General features: G+C 40.0%; 13 protein-coding genes. 1 reads left to right on the forward strand and 12 read right to left on the reverse strand.

Annotated elements, in window-relative coordinates:
* Positions 1–27: 27 nt before the first annotated feature.
* Both glpK and GJ691_RS02975 read right to left on the reverse strand, forming a co-directional pair.
* Positions 28–1,524 carry a glycerol kinase GlpK gene (gene glpK / locus GJ691_RS02970; RefSeq protein ID WP_154363574.1) on the reverse strand — a complete coding sequence of 499 codons (1,497 nt, stop codon included), beginning with the start codon at positions 1,522–1,524 and terminating at the stop codon, positions 28–30.
* Positions 1,525–1,577: 53 nt separating this feature from the next.
* Entirely contained in the window at positions 1,578–3,137 is a 1,560-nt protein-coding gene (locus GJ691_RS02975) for a glycerol-3-phosphate dehydrogenase/oxidase (RefSeq protein ID WP_154363575.1), read from the reverse strand.
* A gap of 316 nt (positions 3,138–3,453) precedes the next feature.
* On the opposite strand from GJ691_RS02975, the gene GJ691_RS02980 reads away from it, so the two are divergent.
* Positions 3,454–4,221, forward strand: coding sequence for a DeoR/GlpR family DNA-binding transcription regulator (locus GJ691_RS02980; protein ID WP_154363577.1), 768 nt, complete (start codon positions 3,454–3,456; stop codon positions 4,219–4,221).
* A 76-nt stretch (positions 4,222–4,297) separates the two neighbouring features.
* Here the strand turns inward: GJ691_RS02980 and GJ691_RS02985 are convergent, their stop codons facing one another.
* From GJ691_RS02985 to GJ691_RS03030, 10 genes are all read right to left on the reverse strand, one after another.
* A complete protein-coding gene (locus GJ691_RS02985; RefSeq protein WP_154363579.1) occupies positions 4,298–6,949 on the reverse strand; it encodes a GH92 family glycosyl hydrolase in 2,652 nt (883 codons plus the stop codon).
* A gap of 12 nt (positions 6,950–6,961) precedes the next feature.
* Positions 6,962–10,363, reverse strand: coding sequence for a glycoside hydrolase family 38 N-terminal domain-containing protein (locus GJ691_RS02990; RefSeq protein ID WP_154363581.1), 3,402 nt, complete (start codon positions 10,361–10,363; stop codon positions 6,962–6,964).
* 69 nt (positions 10,364–10,432) lie between these two features.
* Complete coding sequence (locus GJ691_RS02995; protein ID WP_154363583.1) at positions 10,433–12,625, reverse strand: glucosidase family protein; 2,193 nt, start codon at positions 12,623–12,625, stop codon at positions 10,433–10,435.
* 274 nt (positions 12,626–12,899) lie between these two features.
* On the reverse strand, positions 12,900–14,594 hold the full coding sequence (locus GJ691_RS03000) for a DUF7402 domain-containing protein (protein ID WP_154363585.1): 1,695 nt from the start codon (positions 14,592–14,594) through the stop codon (positions 12,900–12,902).
* 71 nt (positions 14,595–14,665) lie between these two features.
* Positions 14,666–15,739 (reverse strand): mannonate dehydratase, encoded by a 1,074-nt coding sequence (locus tag GJ691_RS03005; protein ID WP_154363587.1) that lies wholly within the window; start codon positions 15,737–15,739, stop codon positions 14,666–14,668.
* A gap of 44 nt (positions 15,740–15,783) precedes the next feature.
* Positions 15,784–16,947 carry a CaiB/BaiF CoA transferase family protein gene (locus GJ691_RS03010; RefSeq protein ID WP_154363589.1) on the reverse strand — a complete coding sequence of 388 codons (1,164 nt, stop codon included), beginning with the start codon at positions 16,945–16,947 and terminating at the stop codon, positions 15,784–15,786.
* Between the two features lie 95 nt (positions 16,948–17,042).
* Positions 17,043–18,089 carry a lactonase family protein gene (locus GJ691_RS03015; RefSeq protein ID WP_154363592.1) on the reverse strand — a complete coding sequence of 349 codons (1,047 nt, stop codon included), beginning with the start codon at positions 18,087–18,089 and terminating at the stop codon, positions 17,043–17,045.
* 3 nt (positions 18,090–18,092) lie between these two features.
* Entirely contained in the window at positions 18,093–18,860 is a 768-nt protein-coding gene (locus GJ691_RS03020) for an enoyl-CoA hydratase/isomerase family protein (RefSeq protein ID WP_154363594.1), read from the reverse strand.
* Positions 18,853–20,007 (reverse strand): ABC transporter substrate-binding protein, encoded by a 1,155-nt coding sequence (locus GJ691_RS03025; protein ID WP_179955009.1) that lies wholly within the window; start codon positions 20,005–20,007, stop codon positions 18,853–18,855. Before GJ691_RS03025 ends, GJ691_RS03020 begins: the two co-directional genes overlap by 8 nt.
* A 7-nt stretch (positions 20,008–20,014) precedes the next feature.
* Positions 20,015–20,815, reverse strand: coding sequence for an SDR family NAD(P)-dependent oxidoreductase (locus tag GJ691_RS03030; protein ID WP_154363598.1), 801 nt, complete (start codon positions 20,813–20,815; stop codon positions 20,015–20,017).
* Positions 20,816–20,854 lie beyond the last annotated feature (39 nt).

Here is a 20,854-nt window from a genome sequence, read left to right on the forward strand (position 1 = left end):
TTATAATTTATGGTTGCTGATCAGTGATTATTCCTCAATCCAATTCTGTGCACATTTAACGGCCTTATGCCAGTAATGCAACATATTGTCGACTTTCTCTTTTGGGGCTTCTGGATAAAATTCCTTATCAATACTCCATTGAGATTGGATATCATCTATACTATCCCAGTAACCAACAGCCAAACCTGCCAAATAAGCGGCACCCATAACCGTTGTTTCCAAGGTTTTAGGTCGTATGATTTTAAATCCGAATAAATCCGCTTGAATCTGCATCAATAAATTACTTGCCGTTGCGCCACCATCGACCCTTAGTTCAATACTTTTTTCACCTGCATCGGCTTCCATCGCTTTTACAATGTCATAAACCTGAAATGCAATACCCTCCAAAGTGGCCCTTGCAATATGTGCATCGGTAGTACCTCGAGTAAGACCAACAATGGCACCACGTGCATATTGATCCCAATAAGGGGCTCCCAAACCTGTTAGGGCGGGTACGAAATAAACTCCTCCGTTATCTTCAACGGTTTCTGCCAAATGGTTAATGCCCGGGGCTGTTTTTACCATTTTCGCCCCGTCGCGTAACCATTGTATTGCGGCGCCGCCAACAAAAACACTACCTTCTAGGGCATAGGTGGTTTTACCATTTATTTTCCAAGCAACGGTAGTTAAAAGGTTGTTTTTTGAATACACGGCTTTATCACCAGTGTTCATTAGTAGGAAACAACCTGTACCATAGGTGTTTTTTACCATTCCCGGTTTGGTACACATTTGTCCGAACAATGCTGCTTGCTGATCCCCTGCAATCCCTGCAATAGGAATTTTGGTAGAGAATAAAGTGGTAGCGGTGGTACCATAAACCTCACTACTTTCCTTAACTTCCGGTAACATTGCTTTTGGAATATTGAATAGTTTCAACAACTCATCATCCCATGCCATGGTATGAATATTGAACAACATGGTTCTACTGGCATTGGATACATCTGTAACGAACAATTTTCCTCGAGAAAGTTTCCAAATAAGCCAAGAATCAACTGTACCGAAACAAAGTTTACCTGCTTCCGCTTTTTCTCGTGCACCTTCCACATTGTCTAAAATCCACTTAAGTTTGGTAGCCGAAAAATAGGCATCGATGACCAGACCTGTTTTCTCCTTGATCATATCAACATAACCGTCATCCTTTAACTGATCGCAATATTTGGCCGTTCTTCTATCTTGCCAAACGATGGCATTATGTATTGGTTCACTCGTTTCACGATCCCAAACAACAACAGTCTCCCTTTGGTTCGTAATACCAATAGCGGCAATACTTTCTCCGTTAATACCATGTTGGGCAACTACCTCGGCTGCCACAGCAATCTGTGATGACCAAATCGCATTTGGGTCATGTTCTACCCATCCCGGTTTTGGAAAGATCTGTTCGAAAGGTTTTTGGGAAACTCTAACAATTTGCCCATCGTGATTGAATAAAATCGCGCGGGAAGAAGTCGTTCCTTGATCAAGTGCTAAAATCAGTTTATTCTTCATTGTTTATTGATTAAGTGGTTTTAATTGTTTCTAGGGACAATCAAAACAGGGGTTTATAAAATATAATTAGAGGTTACTTCAATATAGTCTGCAACTTGTTTGGTCTGCCATTCTTGGTCCTTCCCAAGTTCTTTTGCCATGATTTCGGCTACTTGGGGTGCGATTCGGATACTTTCTTTAGCATCCAATAACTGGCAACGGGTTCTGCGTGCAAGGAAATCCTCAACATTTCTGGCCATTTCATTTCTTACGGCCCAAACTACTTGACCTTCTATTATGCCTAATGAATCACTTAAAGATTTATTATAACCGTTCTGCTTCGCTAATTTTAGTAATTGCTCTTCATCACTACCATAGAAATATAAAGGGTCGTTAAGATCTACATCCTTTTTATAACCATGTATTTTGAGGTGTTTCGTTTTGGTTGGAATATGTTTCCAATCATGATTTTTTTCCGCTTTATCGACCAAATCTTGACCCATTCTTCTGAAAGTGGTCCATTTACCTCCGACGATTGTCAATAATCCTGAATCTGAGGTGTATATTTTGTGGCTACGGGAAATCTCTTTCGTTTTGTTTCCGTCATGACTTGGTGCCGCCAAAGGACGTAAACCAGCAAACACACTTAATACATCACTTCTTTTAGGTGCCTTTGTCAAGTATCGACTAGCGGTACTTAAAATAAAACCTATCTCTTCTTCAAGTGCCACGGGTTCCAAAGATTCTTTTTCAATAGGGGTATCCGTAGTCCCAACTATTACCTTATTATGCCATGGCACTAAAAACAAGACCCTACCATCATCTGTTTTCGGAATCGTAATGGCATCATCACCAGGTAAAAAGGATTTGTCCAATATTAAGTGAACCCCCTGACTAGGTGCAATTGTTTTTTTAGCTCCAGGAGCATCCATCTGTAATACGTCGTCTGCAAAAACTCCGGTAGCATTAACTACTTGCTTTCCTTTTATTTCGAAAGAATCACCACTCTCTTCATCATGAGCGTTAACACCGATAATATGACCGTTATCGTCTTTAAGTAACCCTTCTACAGCACAATAATTTAGTACTATCGCGCCCAATTCAACAGAACTCTGCAACGTATTTATAGCCATTCGGGAATCATCGAATTGACCATCGTAATACACGACACCTGCAGAAATTTTATCTGGATTTATAAGCGAAATACGTTTTAAGGTTTTGGCTTTTGAAATTCGTCTAGATCTTCCTAAGCTTAATTTACCTGCCAACAAATCGTAAAAAGTTAACCCAACGGTATATAATATTTCATCATATAAACCATGTGTCGGAATTATAAATGACTGGCTTTTAGTAATGTGAGGGGCATTTTGCAGCATTAAACCTCTTTCTACAACTGCCTCACGAACCAAACCTATATCACCTTGGGCCAAATACCGTACACCACCATGGACTAACTTTGTTGCCTTACTTGATGTAGATTTTGTAAAATCCGATTTTTCGAGCAAAACAACAGAGTACCCTCTTGCCGATGCCTCGAGCGCAATACCGATACCGGTAGCACCACCTCCTATTATTATGAAATCGTAAGTTTTGGAACCACTCCTCAACTCATCCATCATTTCTTTTCTATTCATGACTCTCTCCTTTATTTTGAACTATCGTTTTCTTATTTGAGAATAAATGTACAACAAAACGAAACATTTCAAAAGTTATTTTTTATTATTTTTTATTATTTTCATAAACAATGATATTTGTCATAAAAAAAGGCCATTTCATCAGTTAGCTATATTTATTAAGCATATTTTAGCATTATATGATATTTTAAGGCTTATTTTTCGCAATAAATCAATTTTATAACTTTCGTTTTGATACAAAATCCAACAACAAAATGTGGTGATTCAGCTTTATATTGCCATGTTTATCTTGTACATTTGTACAAAACGAAACAAAATGACACTGAATATCGTAGATCGCCATAAGCTCATTTTGAAAAAACTTGAAGCGGACGGCTTTGTAAATGTTAATGATTTAAGTAAAGAGTTCGATGTTTCTTTGGTCACCATTCGGAAAGATCTAAAGTTACTTGAAGAAAGAAAGCTGTTGTTTCGTTCGCATGGTAAAGCTATTCCCGTAAACCCTTATATCACGGAACATCCTGTGAACATAAAGGAGAAAATACATACGAAGGAGAAAAACAAAATAGCAGTAGCGGCCGCATTGACCTTAGAGCCCCATGACAGTATTATCATTGCTTCGGGAACATCGGTCATTGAATTCGCAAGGCATATTAAACCCATAGAGGGATTGACCGTATTAACCGCTTCTTTGAATACCGCTATTATTTTGGCCGAACACAAGGAAATAGATGTTATGCAGTTAGGGGGAATCGTAAGGTCTAGTTCTTCCTCTGTCGTTGGCCCAATTGGAGAAAAAATGTTGGCGGAATTTACATTTACCAAATTATTTCTAGGAGTCGATGGTATAGATCTGGATTACGGACTTACTACTACAAGTTCTATGGAGGCTTCCCTTAATAAGGAAATGATCAAAGCGGCACATAAAATCATAGTATTGGCCGACTCTTCGAAATTCAGCAAAAAAGGATTCGGAAGAATCTGTGGTATCGATGAAGTTGATCAAATCATTACAGATTCGGGCATAGACGACAAAACAAAACACCGTCTCGCAGAATTAGGTGTGGAGCTGACAATCGTTTAGACGAATATATAAAAGGCAAAAAGAGAAGTTTTTACACCCCCCTTTTTGGCTTTAATGATAGGTTTTCATCAAAAAATCATTGTTCTGAGGTACCCCAGGCCTTGTTTGGTTCGGGTCCCATCTCAAAAACCAACTCACTACCTTCCAGGATCGCCTCATGGCTTATGTAACACAAGTTGTAAGGTTTTCCATTCAAGGTTGCCGATTGTACATAAGCGTTCTCCTTTGAATTGTTATTCGCGATTATAGTAAAAACCTTTCCGTTCCCAACATTCATTCGTACTTTATTGAACACAGGGCTACAAAGTTGGTAAACAGGGTCTCCCGGTAGGGCAGGATAAAAGCCCATGGCACCAAAAACATACCAAGAGGATACTTGTCCGCAATCATCGTTACCCGGTAAACCACCGACATCATTAAAAAAATACTTGGCCAACATATCCCTTACTACTTTTTGTGTTTTCCATGGTGTGCCTAAACTATTGTACATATAGGGGGCATGCATTGAAAACTCATCACCCACGTAATACATATCTTTTTCGAAAAATTGGTCAAGATAGTTTATCAACTTGTCTTCCCCTCCCATAAAATCAGCTAAACCTGGAATGTCATGGGGCACCAATAACGTATGGTTCCTATAATACACCTCGGTATCGTGATCCGTACCTTGTGCCCAAACACTAATACTCTTATCAAACGGAGGCAGCCATTCCCCATTTAACTTCTTACCACGTACCAAACCAGTTTCCTTATCCAATACATTGATATAACGTTTTGAACGTTCCATGTATTCAGTGTACTTGTCATCTTTACCTAGAGCTTTTGCCATTTGGGCAATACAATAATCATCGTATGAAAACTCCAATGTCCTTGCAACGGGTTCACCATAAAACCCAAAAACATCTGCAGGAACATATCCTATTTCATTAAAGTGATCAATCCCAACCCGCCCGGAAAATCCGCGGTTTCCTTTTTCATTGGCATTTTTCAACATGGATTCAAAGGCCACATCGGTATCGAAACCCCTTATACCTTTTACATAGGCATCGGCTATAACGGCATCGGCATGCGTACCCATCATAATACTACGGTACCACGGATTGGGCCATTTAGGTAACCACCCTCCCTCTTCGTAGGCATTCAACATACCATTAATAACGTTTGTGGTTTCTTCAGGCTTTACTAATACCCATAATGGATGTAAAGACCTAAACGTATCCCAGATAGAAAGGTCGGTGTACATTTGACCCTCATGCACTTGATAATCAAACGGACTGAAATACCTACCGTCTTCATTCAGATTTCGCGGGTTTACGAAACATTTGGTCAATGCCGTGTAGAAAATGGACTTATCATCCTCACTACCTTCTACTTGAATCAAATTCAGTTCATTCTCCCAAACACCGGAACTTTTCGTCACCGCTTTGTCAAAATCGAAATCCGGGAACTCTTCATCCATATTCGCTCGGGCCTGGGCAATATCAATCAAAGATGTTCCGACTTTCATTTTCACCTTTTCCTGATTTTTGGTTGAAAAAGTTACATAAACTGCATTCCCATCTGCCCCTTCCAAAGCCAACTTGGCGCCCATTTCAGGATCTGGCCGCACTGGCTCTGCACATCTTAAATGCATTTCAGTCGTACTTGACCCATCATAATATTCGATCCGTATTTTGTATTCGTGCCCTTTTGTTAGGTTCACCTTATGTATATTGGTGCCTGTTGCCCTATACTTCCATTCATCTATTACCAATTGGTCATCTATGTACATACGGGTGCCATCCTTGGTTGTTAACTCGAAAGAATGCTCTCCTGAATGGCGTGCAACAAATATTCCCGTAAATCTTACAGAGAAAAAATCGGCCTTAACACCTTCAGCCGGTTCTTTTAACCAATTATAATTTAATTTGGTATAGTTCTTCACTACATCTGGCTTCCCTTGTAATTTGTCGTTGTTGAAATACTCTGCTTTAAACCCGTTTGGAACTAATTTTTCATCAACCACATTAGGGAGTAAATCAATAGTATACGTATCAAATTCCTTATCAAATTTCGCAACAAAGTGATTCCTGAAATGACCAGCGATAACCATATAACCTTCAATCTCATTTTTTTCAGGGATTACCTTATAGTGGCCAGGAACATAAACCCCATCGAACACCACAGATGAAGATTTTGATTCTGGATAGGTAAACTGAAAGAATCCCGTTTTCGCGGCTGCCGTTAGTTCAGCCTTAATGTTGTAATCATCTAATTGTACCGAATAATAATGTGGTTTGGCCACCTCGGAATCATGACTGAATTTAGAAGCACGTTCATCGGCATCAATATTTACTTCACCTGTCATGGGCATTAATGACATAGGGCCCCAATCACCGACAACTGCTCCATTAGGATATCGTGTGCCACGAAAACCTTGAATCTTTTCTTGATCGTACCAATAGGGAACTGGAACGGTAACAACCCTATCTGTCCATTTTGCCGTTTGGGGTGTCCAGTGGGTTAAGGCAGATGGGTTCCCCACAATAGGGGAAACGTAACCCATAGGCTCTTCGACCTCGGTAACCGTAATATCGGCTATACTGGCTGCCGTACCCACCCTTGTGTCTACATATTCCAAATAATTATTGCCCGACAAACCTTTATCCCCTTCATTTTCATCACAACTAGAGCAAATACAGCAAACTCCAATACATACCAAAAACTTTATCAATCTAAAATTCATCATACTTTTTATCCTTTATAACATTTTCAACAATACGAACCGAGTTTCATAGTGCTCTATAAGTATTGGTTTGGTCAACTCCTTTATTTCTTCTCCCAGTACATTTGTCTCAATGGCTTTTACCGCCCCGGTTTGCTCAAGCAATCTTGGAACATCAAGAATGGCATGATCACCTTCTGTTTCCCGCAAATGTAGAAGCACTCCTTTATCACCCGCTAATGGCCTAGCACTGACGAGAATTAAATTTGGTAAATCAAAATCTAACAAAGATATGGAAAGCGCATTTATGGCCTTGCCTGAATTACTTGGTGGAATGACCCGAGCAAGCATTGGGACCCTACTTTCCCATCCGAAACGGGTGGCAAAAGATTTAGAACGATCCTTGGATGATGTCAAATAATACTTCCATTTCATTTCACCTTCTTGGCTAGCCCTAAAATTGGTCGTCCAGTAATTATTGAGCACCCATGAATAAATATGTGGGTTTTCAGGTTTATGCTTGTAATAAAATCTCCCGGTATTGATGTCCCCGAATTGAACCAACGGAACATCAGTGGAGCTGAATAAAATCTGGGCTTCATCGTTTTGAACAGCCGCAAAGTTCTGTATTACGTTCCAATCGGCCGAAGTACCTTCCAATTGGTTCATTCCTGGATTTACGATCCCACCTTGCACATCAAAAGCCAATTGATCATTATCCTTCATACGAAAAGGAAGGGCAATAAAAACACCTTCAGGATCAGTATGCCCACGTTTGTACATATCATATGAGAGCTCTATCCGTTTTGAATTTTTATATAATTTTATTTCAAAATTAACCCCCCTAGAATCGGCGCATTCCTCATTTTTCCCATTGATGTGTATACTGCTCCATAAAGGGGTTTCCTCAATCCCGGAAACCTTTATATCGGATAAACCGGACATTTTCTTTTTTATCGGAACATAAACCGTATCCCTATTCGCATTGGTAAGACGCTCCATCGATTCCCGGTTATCCGGTTGCTCGTATATAAATTCACCCAACTTATACTCGCTGCCTAAATCGACCAATTCTTTATTCAATTCCTTATCGTATAGGCTAGTTACCACTCCTTTTTTTGAATCGATCTGAATACGATAATATTCATTTTCAAGTATTGGCCCTTCTACTTCCGTATTTTGATTTGGTTGCTTTTTCCCTTCTTCCAAAACAATTTTAAAAGTTGCATAACCCATTGGAGGTACATTAGGCGCCCACAACAGATAATTGCTGCCATCTGCCCTACTGGATATCCTTTGCACAGCAATTTCATTCCCTTTGGTATCCAATATTTTATAGGGTTTTCCCAATGGTAACAACTGATGGTCTATATAGGCCTTGACCAATCCTGAGCGCTCCCAATTCAACGTGTTGAAAACCGCTATGGTGGGCTCATTTGCTTTAGGGATGTGTTGTTGCATTAACCCCAAGGCCTTTTCTTGGATTAAACTGGATTCCTTAAAGGCCGTCCATGCATATGCCGATTTTTGTCCCCATTGAATAACGGAATTCTCAATTTGGGGATCCGTTATACTCTCTGCGGCCCCAAATGTGTGTTCATCATAAAACAGCAATTCGTCATAGGCTTTTTCAATGTCTCCAGTAATGTTTTCTGGAAGCGTGGTTCCCATGAACTGGGCCATAGACAAGAGTCCCATATTTGCAATCATGTTTGAATGAACGGTCCTAGCGGTCTTTGTTTCGGTAAACGCCGTTCCAAAACCATCTGTCCACCAGTCTGGCCAAGCTACTTTTTGTACTGGCAAATCATCAGCCTGATTTTCATCGAGGTAGATCATAAATTCACTTGCCAGCGATAGTTTCAATTTGGGCCACTCGTATTTTTCATTCCACTCCTTAACAATATCACATGCCTTGGTGGAAGGCGGAGAATTATCGGTCAGGTATCCTGAAAATTGAAAAGCCGTCCTGTCATGTGGATACCCTTTTGCTTCCAGGCCATCAAGATATTGGGATAAGTTGGCCCTAAACTGATCTAACTCCCCTGAGGTTAAGCTTAACGCATTGCCATGCATGTAGTGCTCACTTCTATAAGCCAAGAGACGGTTACCTGAGTTAGACTCCCACCAAAAAGAGGTCGGTTTATCAAAAGGAACCTGTGCCCTATGCCCGTGCTGTCCCATGGTCAGGTATTTTACTCCTGTATTTTTATACAAGTCTATCATGGCCCAACCAATGCCATTTACATCATTTTGCATGGCGGTTTGCACATCAATCCCTTTTTCCTTAAAATGGTTCAGTGCCTGTGTTTGCATGGCCAAAGCGGTTTCATCAATGATTTCAGAGAAATTGAAAAACATACCGGTCACTTCTATCCGCCCTTCTTTTATTCTTTGAAGCAATCGTTCTATTTGTTCTTTGGGTCTGTTTTTCAAGTATTCACGAACCGTCCAAGCGGCTTCGCATGTCCATCGAAATTTGGCTTCATCTGGATAATCATCAGTTTGATCGCAATAATCAAGGGCATAATCAATAAAACGTAAATGCTCAGTCAAAATCTCAGTCTGTGATCTTGTATAGCCGATGTCGGTGTGGCTATGCTGCACTAAATGAATGGTCCATTCCTTAACAGGTTCTACCGTAAAACCAACTTGCTTTCTCATTTTGCCCATACGCAGCTCCGCATCAACCTTTGTTGGAGTTGTTACTGCAGGAATAAGTAAATCAACTTCATTAAATCCCGTTTTGATATCAAATTTCTGTGTTAGTCCCGAAGTGGTTATACTAGCCTTGGTAGGTGCTTTCAAATGCACGATTTCAAACCGGACCGTATGGTACAGCGAACCCTCTTTTTTGGTCACTGTTTTTAGCTGTTTTGATTTGATGTCTTCACTCAGCACCTTGTCAAAGGTCATAAACCAATCATTACTGTGATTGTCCACACCATCAATCATTAATTCAACGGCATTACCTGGTGTAATATATTTACTGGGAATCGTTAATACCGCTGTACCCATTTCATCACGGTTGGTATCTACCATTGAACGGTTGAATACCAGTAGAACGCCATCTTTACCTGAAAAGTTTCTTTCTTTCTCATTTTTACTGGGAGAAGAAAACGTCATTACCTTTTCCTTATTTACATAAAGGTCAAATTCATTGGAAGGGGTCTTCGCACTAATACCATATAACCATATGAAGGATACGGTTTTTTTAGAATAACCATCTGGTACAACTTCTGTTTTCCAAGCAATAGGAGGCACATCGGCCCGCGCTCTGGTCAAAAGACATTTTTCCCTATAGGAAAAAGGGGAATGATACGTAAAATCAGTTCCACTGACTTTTTGTTCATAACCCGCTAAATAATTTTCTTGGGCCTGTACCTTAGGCGCCAAAATAAATAGCAATAACAGTATTGGTAAATGTTTGGTTTTCATTGTAATGATCTTTAATATTCAATTATTCAAATCCTTTTTTATTTGATTGATGTGCTTTACCTCATTTGTTTACTGAATAACCACTTCTTCCCCATAAAATTCGGTAGCGATCAACTTGCCTCCTTCGTACACGGAGAATGATTTACGGGTCAATTGAATCCCGAATGTTCTGCCTTTCCATCTGATATCAGTTAGTGTTGCTTCACCGATATCTTCGTGGTTAAAAGGTTTTATGGTCAATTCTTTTTCTCCCATATTTACTCCAAATGTGCCAAAGACAATGGCTTCCATTCCTGCCCCTGCAGAAATTTGTAAAGGCATTGAAGAACGGTCTTGTTCGGCGGTATCAATACGAGGATTTTGAGGTAAGTACGGAAAATGGTCTATGTACCTGATATTGCGCTTTAAGACATCCCAACCTTTACCTGCAAATCCTTTTTGGTATAGGTTACGGGAAATACGACCCGGCATTCCTGCATACTGGCCACCGCCTCCCCAATCCGAGTCGATTAGATCCCAATGCACACTATCTCTCCGAGCAATGGAATACACGCCGTATTTACCAAGAAATTCCCCTTCCTGTAAATGACTTACCAAACGATACGCTTGATGGTCTGGCAGGAAATCCGTTCCCAAGAGATCGAATAAATGATAGGTCCATATGGTGCCTTTTGAACCATCGGGGTAATAATTATCGAACCAACCCAATTCTTCATTCCACATGTACTTGTTTACAAGGCCTTTCAATTTTTCGGCATCCTTGAAATATGTTTGCCCTAATTTCTTCTCGTTTCTCTTTTTTGCCCAATCAGACATCGTATATAACAAATCAATGGTCAAGGTATTGGTGATCGGTACGGCATGATTATAACCATCGGTACGGATCTCAATTATTTTTTCAGTGTTATATCCGACATCAATAAGTCCTAATTCATTGGTATAGTTGGTTTGAAGTTCATCTACCCATCGTTGCATCCATTCCCATACGGTTACACCTGCCGCTTTTTCATTAAAAATGGAATAATCCCCAGTATGGCGTATGTAGGCTTCAATCATGAGTTGAAGTGCAAATGGTTCTTGTATGTATAGAATATCCCAATGTGCTCCGTTCCAACCTACATAGGTTCTTTTCAATTGTACTTGTTCAAAATCCGTCAGGATCGCACTTTTCAAACTTTCCGGATCTAACATTGCGATGACATCCGAAGTATAGGAAGTATCCCAACTAATGGTATAAGGCCACGTACCAACCGCCCAAAACACATCGGAAATGAAATTTGGATTTTCATATCGACTCATTAAAACGGACAACATACAACGGTAATAATACTCCTCCAGTTGCTTGTTTGAGCTTGTTAATTTCGGGAGTTTATCATAGGCCCAAGACAACATTTCCCGTGTCTTTTTATCTGCACGTTTCATACGCTCCTTAATATCTGACTGGGAAATTACCGGCGCTCCATTTTGGGGTTCATAGAATTTGATGGCAAAATAATAGGTCTCCGTATTTCCTGGTGCTATGCTTATTTCAAACCCATTATCACTTGTTTTTTGGATCGAAGAAGAAACACGTGCATGGGCCACTTCGCTTCCAATGGTAAAAGCATCGAGTGAATCTACTTTTGTCGACCCTTTCTTAAAATGACATTCCAATATTTCAGCCACTTGGTTTGGAATCACGGTCATTTCCAAATCTTTCGAATTGCGATTGGTAAGGGTAAGCTTTATAAACACCTCATCATCATCAAAAGAGACATTCATCCAACTCTTAGCTGAAAAACTAACCCATTTCTTGTTATATTCTTTATGGAATGTAGCCGTACGTTCATATTGGTTGGGCTGCCATTTTTCATCTTGGGTAACCATTATCGATGGGGAATTGGGGCGAAAATTTGAGCCCAGAGGATCGTAACTACCCCCATCATCGATCCAGGATTTCCATTTTGTAGGAACGTCATCCTCAATTAAACGGCCTGTTCCTTTATCAAAAAAGTTCAGATTGAATTCGTAGCGCGGTGCGCCAATTGGCAAAAACCAGACATTCGTGAACTGGGTTACACTGTACTGTCGTGGTGAAACAAATCCCCTATGGTTAAATAGAATTACCTGTTCGTCATCAAAAGACATATCCTCCCTGTCCATCACATAATATTCGGGGTCTTCGGGGGTAATGACATTCTGTGCCTGTACCGTCAATACTTGAATACAACAGGCTAAAAATAGTAGTAAACAAATTCGTTTTGTATTTGGTTTTGGTATCATATAATTCTGTTCTAAATTCATATTTCTGCCTTAAATTAACTTAAAAGAAGTGCCGCCCCCAATGCATCCAAACCGATAGATTGGCAAACACAAAATTTATTTTTTTCTTTCATTGATTTAATATCCAATTAATGTACATCATCTGCCAAGCTCATAGTTTTCTGTTTCTTAGATCCTGTTAATCGTTCCTTTATCGTTTTCAGCTTTCTTTAAATTAGAAATGAACATGTTTTCTTTACTTACATCGAAAAAACCAATTCCTCGTAATGATTTATCAATTAGCTTCAAATACTTGAATTTCCGATACACCCAATCTCAGTCCGGGAAGCCACCCAGCAGACATTTCAGCATTTCCATCTGTGATGGTGAACTTTACCCACTTCACCTTTTTTGATGGGAACTTAATCTCTGTTGGGGTTTTAGCACTGTTTGAAGGGGCCGCGTACATCCATTCCATAGAACCATCACTGAATACAAAATATCCTTCTTTGGTCCACCGGTCTCCGGCCGGACTGTCATATACCCGTATTCTGTCGATTGTTTTTTCCTCATCCCACTCTAATTTGATCATGGCTCCTTTTCCTTCATTAGAAATCCACTCTTTTGTTTTGTCTTTGTTCTCTATATCAATGATGCCATCGATAACGGCCTCGGGCTTGCTTTCCTCTTCAGATGAAGTTGCTGATACTTTAGCTATTGGTGCTATGTTTTTTAAATCAGGTTTAATTTCTTTAAATGGTTCATCTTTTAGAACAAAAGCAAGCTCATGCATTGATGCCGCATAGCGATTTTGATGCGGATTGATGTTCTGTACACTGTAATTACTTGCAACGGTCATCCATGCACTGGTACCATCATCATTGATAAACTGGGGTGTTATATTAGGAAAGTATGTTTGAGCTCCCCAATCTTTCATGTAATGTACAATTTTGTAAGGACCGGTTATTTCATCTGCCTCCCAAAAAATGGTAACATTGTAGGGGAGGTTTTCTTCCGATTCCTTTAATCTACAAGTCATCAAGATATACTTGTTCATCTTTGGAAAGTATGTGATGCTTTCACTACCTAAGTGATTGGGCCAATCTACAATAGGTTTGGCGTTCGCTACTCCCTTTGCCCAGATTGGTTTGCCATTTTTAGTTAGCCCTGCAAAAAACTCATAGCTTTCCGCTTTTGTGATACTCTCGGGATTAGCATCCGTTCTACATAAATAGATGGCATCACCTTTATCCCAGTTGTTTTGACCTTTTCCGGAACTATATCCATGTGCACTCAAATAAATGTGTCCGTCTTCAGCCTTGTTGTTCTTTGCAAAATTTACCGCATGGACGGTACGAAATTTGGCTTTACCTTTTTCATTGAAAAAGTTACCATCCGGATCAATGGTATTGATCCAATATTGATTTTTCCAATTGGGCTCTGTATTGGCGGTAAAATGGTTCCAGTTTTTTGAATATCTAAACCCATTGAAATAACCTTCATGATTAAAGGCATTATAGGTGCCTATATAGAACACATCATCGACAATAAGACTTACACAAGGGTAATAATTGGTGCCACCTGCCCACATCCTCCCCAGATTTTCAAATTTAAGATTGACAGGGTCCTTACCGATCACTTTTGCCTGCCCGACAGCATTTGAACGGATATTTGAATTGGTTGAAAAACCTTCTATCTGTCCATCCGTCCAAGTGGAATACAAGTTGCCGTCAGTTGAAGATTGTAGATACCATGTATCGGCAGCGGTATAATTAGCATATCGGCCTGTGAACATGACTTTGGTGATATCCTTAGACCGTTCGAATGGACAATCATCTGGAATTTCGTTTTCCCATTCATAATACGCATAGATTGGATTGATCGCAGGATCAGCTTTATCCCCCTCACGTTTAGTGTTATCTGTTAATTGAGCAAATGATACACCTTGAAATACTAAAACAAAAAAGATGGTAAATAATAAGGTCTTCATATTTTTGATTATCAATTATTAGTTCAAATGATTCTATGTTCCAAAATACTTTTGAGAATAGCATTGTGTAATCAAGGCCTATCAAGTAATGCCAAAGCCGCTTTCATATAACCCATTGCATAAGCCATACCTGCATACCATGGGGCGTCGCAGGTCATTTGTGGGGTATGGTCGGGAATCAATACGCCATCAAAATTGTTCTTCTTTAAAATCTTTAAAATCTTGAACATATCAATATCCCCTTCATCCACAAAAACCTCTTTATAGTTAGGTACCTTGCCTTTTACATTTCTAAAATGGATATATCCAATTTTACCTTGCTCACTATAACTATCAGTAGCATCATATACATTGCCCTCGGTCATTTCAGCGATAGAACCTAAACAGAATTCCAGGTTGTTGGCTGGACTCGGATTCATATCAATCAATTTTTGGTACATATTAGGTTGAAACACCAATCTGGGCGAATTACGCACATAGGGCATTGGTGGGTCATCTGGGTGGGCTGCCATTTTTACCCCTGCTTCCTCGGCAACAGGCAGGATCTCATCCAAAAAATACTGTAAACGACCCCACAGTTCGTCATGGTCTATTTTTGGCATAGTACCTTCAGGAGCATTTTCATCATACACCATGTTCCACACCATCCCATTGGGAATCGGGGTATCGTCGCCACCATCCATCCCTACAGAAACCGCTCCTCCACGAGCAAAAGGCCCTTGATTCCTTGCAGCCACACCGGCCAATGAAAAATTATATCCAAAAATGGGAATTCCTGCCTTACCCACATTGCGGATAAGTTGCTTCAGGTTTTCCATTTGAACTTCTTTCTTTGGTCCATCCAATAAGATATCATGCCAATGGGCAGGGTCAAAATTTTCAATGGCCTCCCATATCAAACCATGTGAATTTATTTCCTTTTTAATGGCCATTAATTCCTCTAAGCTCCATATTTGATTGGCATCACCGGCTTTGCCCCAACCTTCCTTCTCTCCAATTGGTTGGTTCGCATTGCTTTTATCATTCTTTTCATGCCCAAAATAATCGACCATATGAACCACTACATGGGTTGCCCCACATTGTTTTGCGAACTTATAATGGTCCTCATTCAACATATGCCTGTATAATCCGAATCCTAGTTTCATCGTTATTTATTCTTAGTTATTATCTTAATTATTAATCTATTGCCTTAATCACAGAATTCCTTGCGTATTTCATCCGCATCTTCATTGAGCAAGGGTGCCGCTTTGTAAATTTTTTGTGGGGTATCGCTAAACCACACGGGAAACCCCGTTGTTTTCACTTTTCCGATGGTTGGGTGTTCAATTTCAATGATCATTTCATTGTGTTTGATCTGAGGGTCCTCGATCATCTCATCAAATGTATTTACTTGGGAACACCAAATATCTTCCTCCAGAAGAATGTTAAGCCAATCTTCCGTTGACCTCGTCTTAAACACAGCATCGAAATCGAACCGGATTTCATCCCTACTTTCTATGACATTATTTGATGCGAATTCTTCAGAGTCATATTTTTTCAATCCTATGATCTGGGCCAATCTTTGAACCGAATTCATACCAATGGCAATGTAACCGTCATTTGTGTTATAAAGGCCATATGGTGCCCCCACCCAAGGATTAGGAATACCGCTCTCACTTTTTTCAGGATTACTTCCCCGATGTAAAAAGGCCGTTACCTCCTGAATGTGAAATCCAACAACGGAGTTTAATAAATTGGCTTCTATTTTTTGCCCTTTTCCAGTTTTTTCCCTGGAATAAATGGCCGCTAGAACTGATTGATTGATGAACAAACTCGTTAATAAATCTGCCTGTCCTACCGCCGTAACTACCGGCATTTGGCCTTTTACACCATTCAATGCCGCAGTACCACTAATTGACTGCGCCAATAAATCTTGCCCCGGTCTATGCAAATATGGTCCGGTAGCCCCGTAACCTGAACTGGAGCAATACACCAAACCTCGATTGATTTTCTTCATATCTTCATAGCCCAACCCCAATCTTTCCATGACGCCAGGTCGAAAATTCTCAACCAAAATGTCGGCTTTCCTGATAATATCAAGTACTACCTTTTTATCCTCGGTATCCTTTAAATTCAAGGCTATACTTCTCTTATTCCTATTGAAACTTACAAAAGAGATACTTTCTCCTTCAGGATACATATTATCATAGGCGTAATGGCGCATCCAATCACCTTTTTTGGGTTCAATCTTAATAATATCGGCACCCATATCGCCCAACATCTGGGTGGCCCATGGTCCTTGTGCCAATTGTGTGAAATCGGCCACTATCAAACCCTTCAAAGGGCCTACGGTTTCATTGTTATCAGTACTCATATTGTATTACTTTAGGAATTGAATAGTATTGGATACATAAAATCCCCTACACATTCCATTTTTGCTAAATCGATTTAGTTAATAGTTACTTTTTTCTAAAAAACCACACAAACAGGGGATAATATTTCTTTGGTACGAAACTTCTCATTCAACATTCCGTCTTCTTCAATGCGATAGACGATCGTATCATGCGAATTTTGGTGACAGGCTATTAACCATTTACCATCAGGAGTAATATTGAATTCCCTTAATTCATCCCCATTAGTATTCTGGTAGCTTATCAGTTCCAAACTATTCTCTTTAATCCGAAATATGGTTACCCCTTCGAATTTTCTGTTCGCCACATATAAGAAATTTCCATTGGGGTGCATGCGTATAGCCGATGCACTGGGAACACCCTTGTAATCATTAGGTAAGGTGGAATAGGTGCCAATTTCTTTGAATACGCCTTCGTCACCTTGTAAAACAGATAGCGTACTAGTTAACTCACTGATCACATAAGCATAATCACCTACTTTATTGAAAACCATGTGCCTTGGTCCGTTACCTGAAGTAATCTTACAATCCTTCATAGGGCTTGGCACTAAATATTCACCCTCGAATCTATAGGATTTGATCCTATCGATCCCCAAATCACAGACATAAATATCTTTGCCATTCGGGTGCACCGAAACCTGATGGGCATGTGGTGCTTCTTGCCGAACCTTATTGATGCTAGAACCCTTATGGTCATACTGTTTTGCCTTTGGCAACAGTTTTCCTGAAGCATCCAAAGGATATTGAAAGACATTCCCTGTGGCATAACAGGCCACCAAAATGTTATTGTGGTATGTTGTTAAATGACATGGGTACCCCCCCTTAATCGGTTGTTCGTTCATAAATTCCAACGAAAAACCCTCTTTCACCCTATATGCCCTGACATGTGGGGAATCTTGCTCATCAAGTTCCGTATTACAGTACAAATATTTATGATCGGCACTAAGGGCCAAATAACTCGGGTTACGGGTAGGTTCGGTTGAAAGTATCTTGAGTTCGCCGGTTTTCGTATTAAGTTGAACGGTGTAAATACCATGGCCGATACCCCCAAAACCGGGAATAGGATATTCGGTATAACTGCCGATAAAGAATGTCAACGTTTCCATATTCTATGATTTAGCAATGAAATCCTGAATGGCTTTTTTTGCTTCAGCACCATAAAAAAGCTTTGTTACCACCTTACCCTCTTCAGTAATTTTCTGATCAAAAGGAAGAGCGGAAAGACTTAGTTGCGCCAATTTTTTCAATTCTTTGATCGCTGATGGTGACCGTCTTGACAGTTTTTCTGCAAACCGTACGATCTCCGCATCAAAGTTATCTTCGGGAATTACCTGATTTACGATTCCCCAGTCATATAATTTTTCAGCAGTATACTGACCGCCGAAAAACAACAATTCCTTTGCACGGTTTATGCCTACTTTTTGAATAAGACGCTGTGTTCCCCCACCCCCGGGAACCAAACTTAAGAATACTTCGGGCAGCCCCATTTTAGCCGTTGCACTGGCGAGTATCATATCGCAGGAAAGTGCAATTTCAAAACCTCCGCCAAGGGCAAATCCGTTTACCGCCGCAATCCATGGTTTAGACGCATTTTCGATGGTTTCGTATAACTTTATCCCTCGATCTTGGAAAGATTTGAACTCCTCTGGTGTCTGATCCCCGTATTCTTTGATATCGGCACCTGCCATAAATGCTCTACCTGAACCGGTAATGACCCCGACATTTATAGAGTCATCAGTATTTATAAGTCGTATCGCTTCTATGATTTCATCCATCATTTCACGATTCATCGCGTTCAATTGTGTAGGTCGGTTAAAAATCAAGAAACCAATCTTATCTTCTGATTTTACGATGATATGTTTAAATGTTTTATTCATAGGAAACTATGGTTTTATAGTGTTCATTTAAATTTTTTATCAATGTATCGGCTCCGGTATTTTTTTCCACACAAGCATGGATTAAATCGGCCCCTTGTTCTTGAAATTCATTCCACCCGGGATATTGGGGTCTTATATATGCGTTTTTCATTGTTTTCATCGTATTCGTGAAAAAATCATTGCACAATGCATTGTTCGCTTCGCTTTTCCAGGCTTTTAACCCTGCGGGTTGACCTTGGTGCCGAACATATTCCCCTGCTTGATTTTCGATATTGGCGATATATTTCAACAATTCCACCGCTAACTTTTTATACTTGCAATGTGCAGATACCGCCAAACCAACTCCACCCAATATGGTGGATACCTCAGTATTCGGATTTGCGGGGCTATCAATAAAGGTGACAATGTTTTTGGCATATCCCATTCTTGAATAGTTGGTGTACCCGAATAAGTAAGGAGCATAGATAATTTCGTCATTTGCTGCCATTTCATCCAAAATTTGAATCGGGTTCCAATTGATGGATTCAGGGTGAATGAACTCCAAATGGTATTTTAGTTCGTCAATCGCCTTGGCACCAATTTTAGGGTCGATTCCATTTTCATTAATAAAACCGCGCCCGCCGATTTGGGCACACAAGGTTAAAAAAGCACACCAGATATCTGTGGGGCAGAGCGCCCAGGCAACAGAAAGTTTATTGGGCACCTTTTTATAAAAACTTTTTAGCTCTTCAAGGGTTGTTGGCACTTGCAACCTCAGTTTCGACAACTGGTCATCCCTTTTCGCCGCAACCAACGCCGCTGCATCAATTGGTAAGGCATATAAATGCCCTTTATACTGATAAGAATCATAGCAATGATCAACATAGGCATTTTCAAAAACGGCCAATTCATCTTCCGATATAATACCTTTTAAATCTAACAGCAATTGATTTTTATGTGCCTGACCCATATAAGGGTGGTCAATTGTTATTAAATCGTATTCCTCTATCAGGTCTTCAATCGGCATATCACCAAATTCCTTAAGCGAACGAACATCCCATTTAATACTGACTTCAGGATGTGATTGCGTAAAACTCTTGGATAGCGCCCTTAGAGGTTCATAACCTCTGGGGTGATCCCATGCCATTCCCTTTAGTTCAATCTTCATTTTTGATCTAGTCTTTTGTTCTTGGAGGGCGCGGATCATATTGAATGGTATGGTTCATATATGCACCATCGATATAAATATCGGAGCCATTGATATAGTCGCCCAATTCACTCGCCATAAAGGCTACGGTATGGGCTACATCTCCCACATTACCAATTCTACCTTGTGGAATCCAATTCTCAAACTTCTCTTTTCCGAATTTGGCAATTTCCTCCCTGTTCATTTCCGTGGTTATGGCCCCGGGGGCAATAGAAACGACCCTTACATTATTTTCTGCCAATTCGAGTGAAAGGCATTTTGAAAGCATTTTTAACCCTGCCTTTGCGGAACAGTAATGGATCAATCCCTTTCTAGGTACCACATCATGGATCGATGAAATATTTATAATGACACCACCTCCATCTTTTTCCATTCTTTTACCTGCCTCTTTGGAACATAAAAAGGGTCCCTTCAAATTCACATTGATGACACGGTCCCATTCTTCTTCATCCAAATCCAATATATGGTGAATGGATTCGGTTCCTGCGTTGTTTACAAGAATATCAATTCCGCCAAATTCAGCATCCATTTTCGCGAACATTTTCTTTATCTGTTCCGAATCTGAAACATCTGCACCCGCAATTCCTGTTTTTACCCCATAAGCATCGCTTATTTCTTGGGACAATTTTTCAGCACTTTGCTTATTGCTATTATAATTGATGAAAACATCGGCACCACAAGCACCTAATTTTCTACATATTTCGGCGCCTATTCCTTTGCTTCCGCCTGTAACCAAAACCTTTTTCCCTTGTAAATCTATATTAAGCATAAACCTTGCTTTTAATTCATATCTAAATTGAAAACTTAA

Source organism: Maribacter luteus, assembly GCF_009674825.1.
Lineage (GTDB): Bacteria > Bacteroidota > Bacteroidia > Flavobacteriales > Flavobacteriaceae > Maribacter_A > Maribacter_A luteus.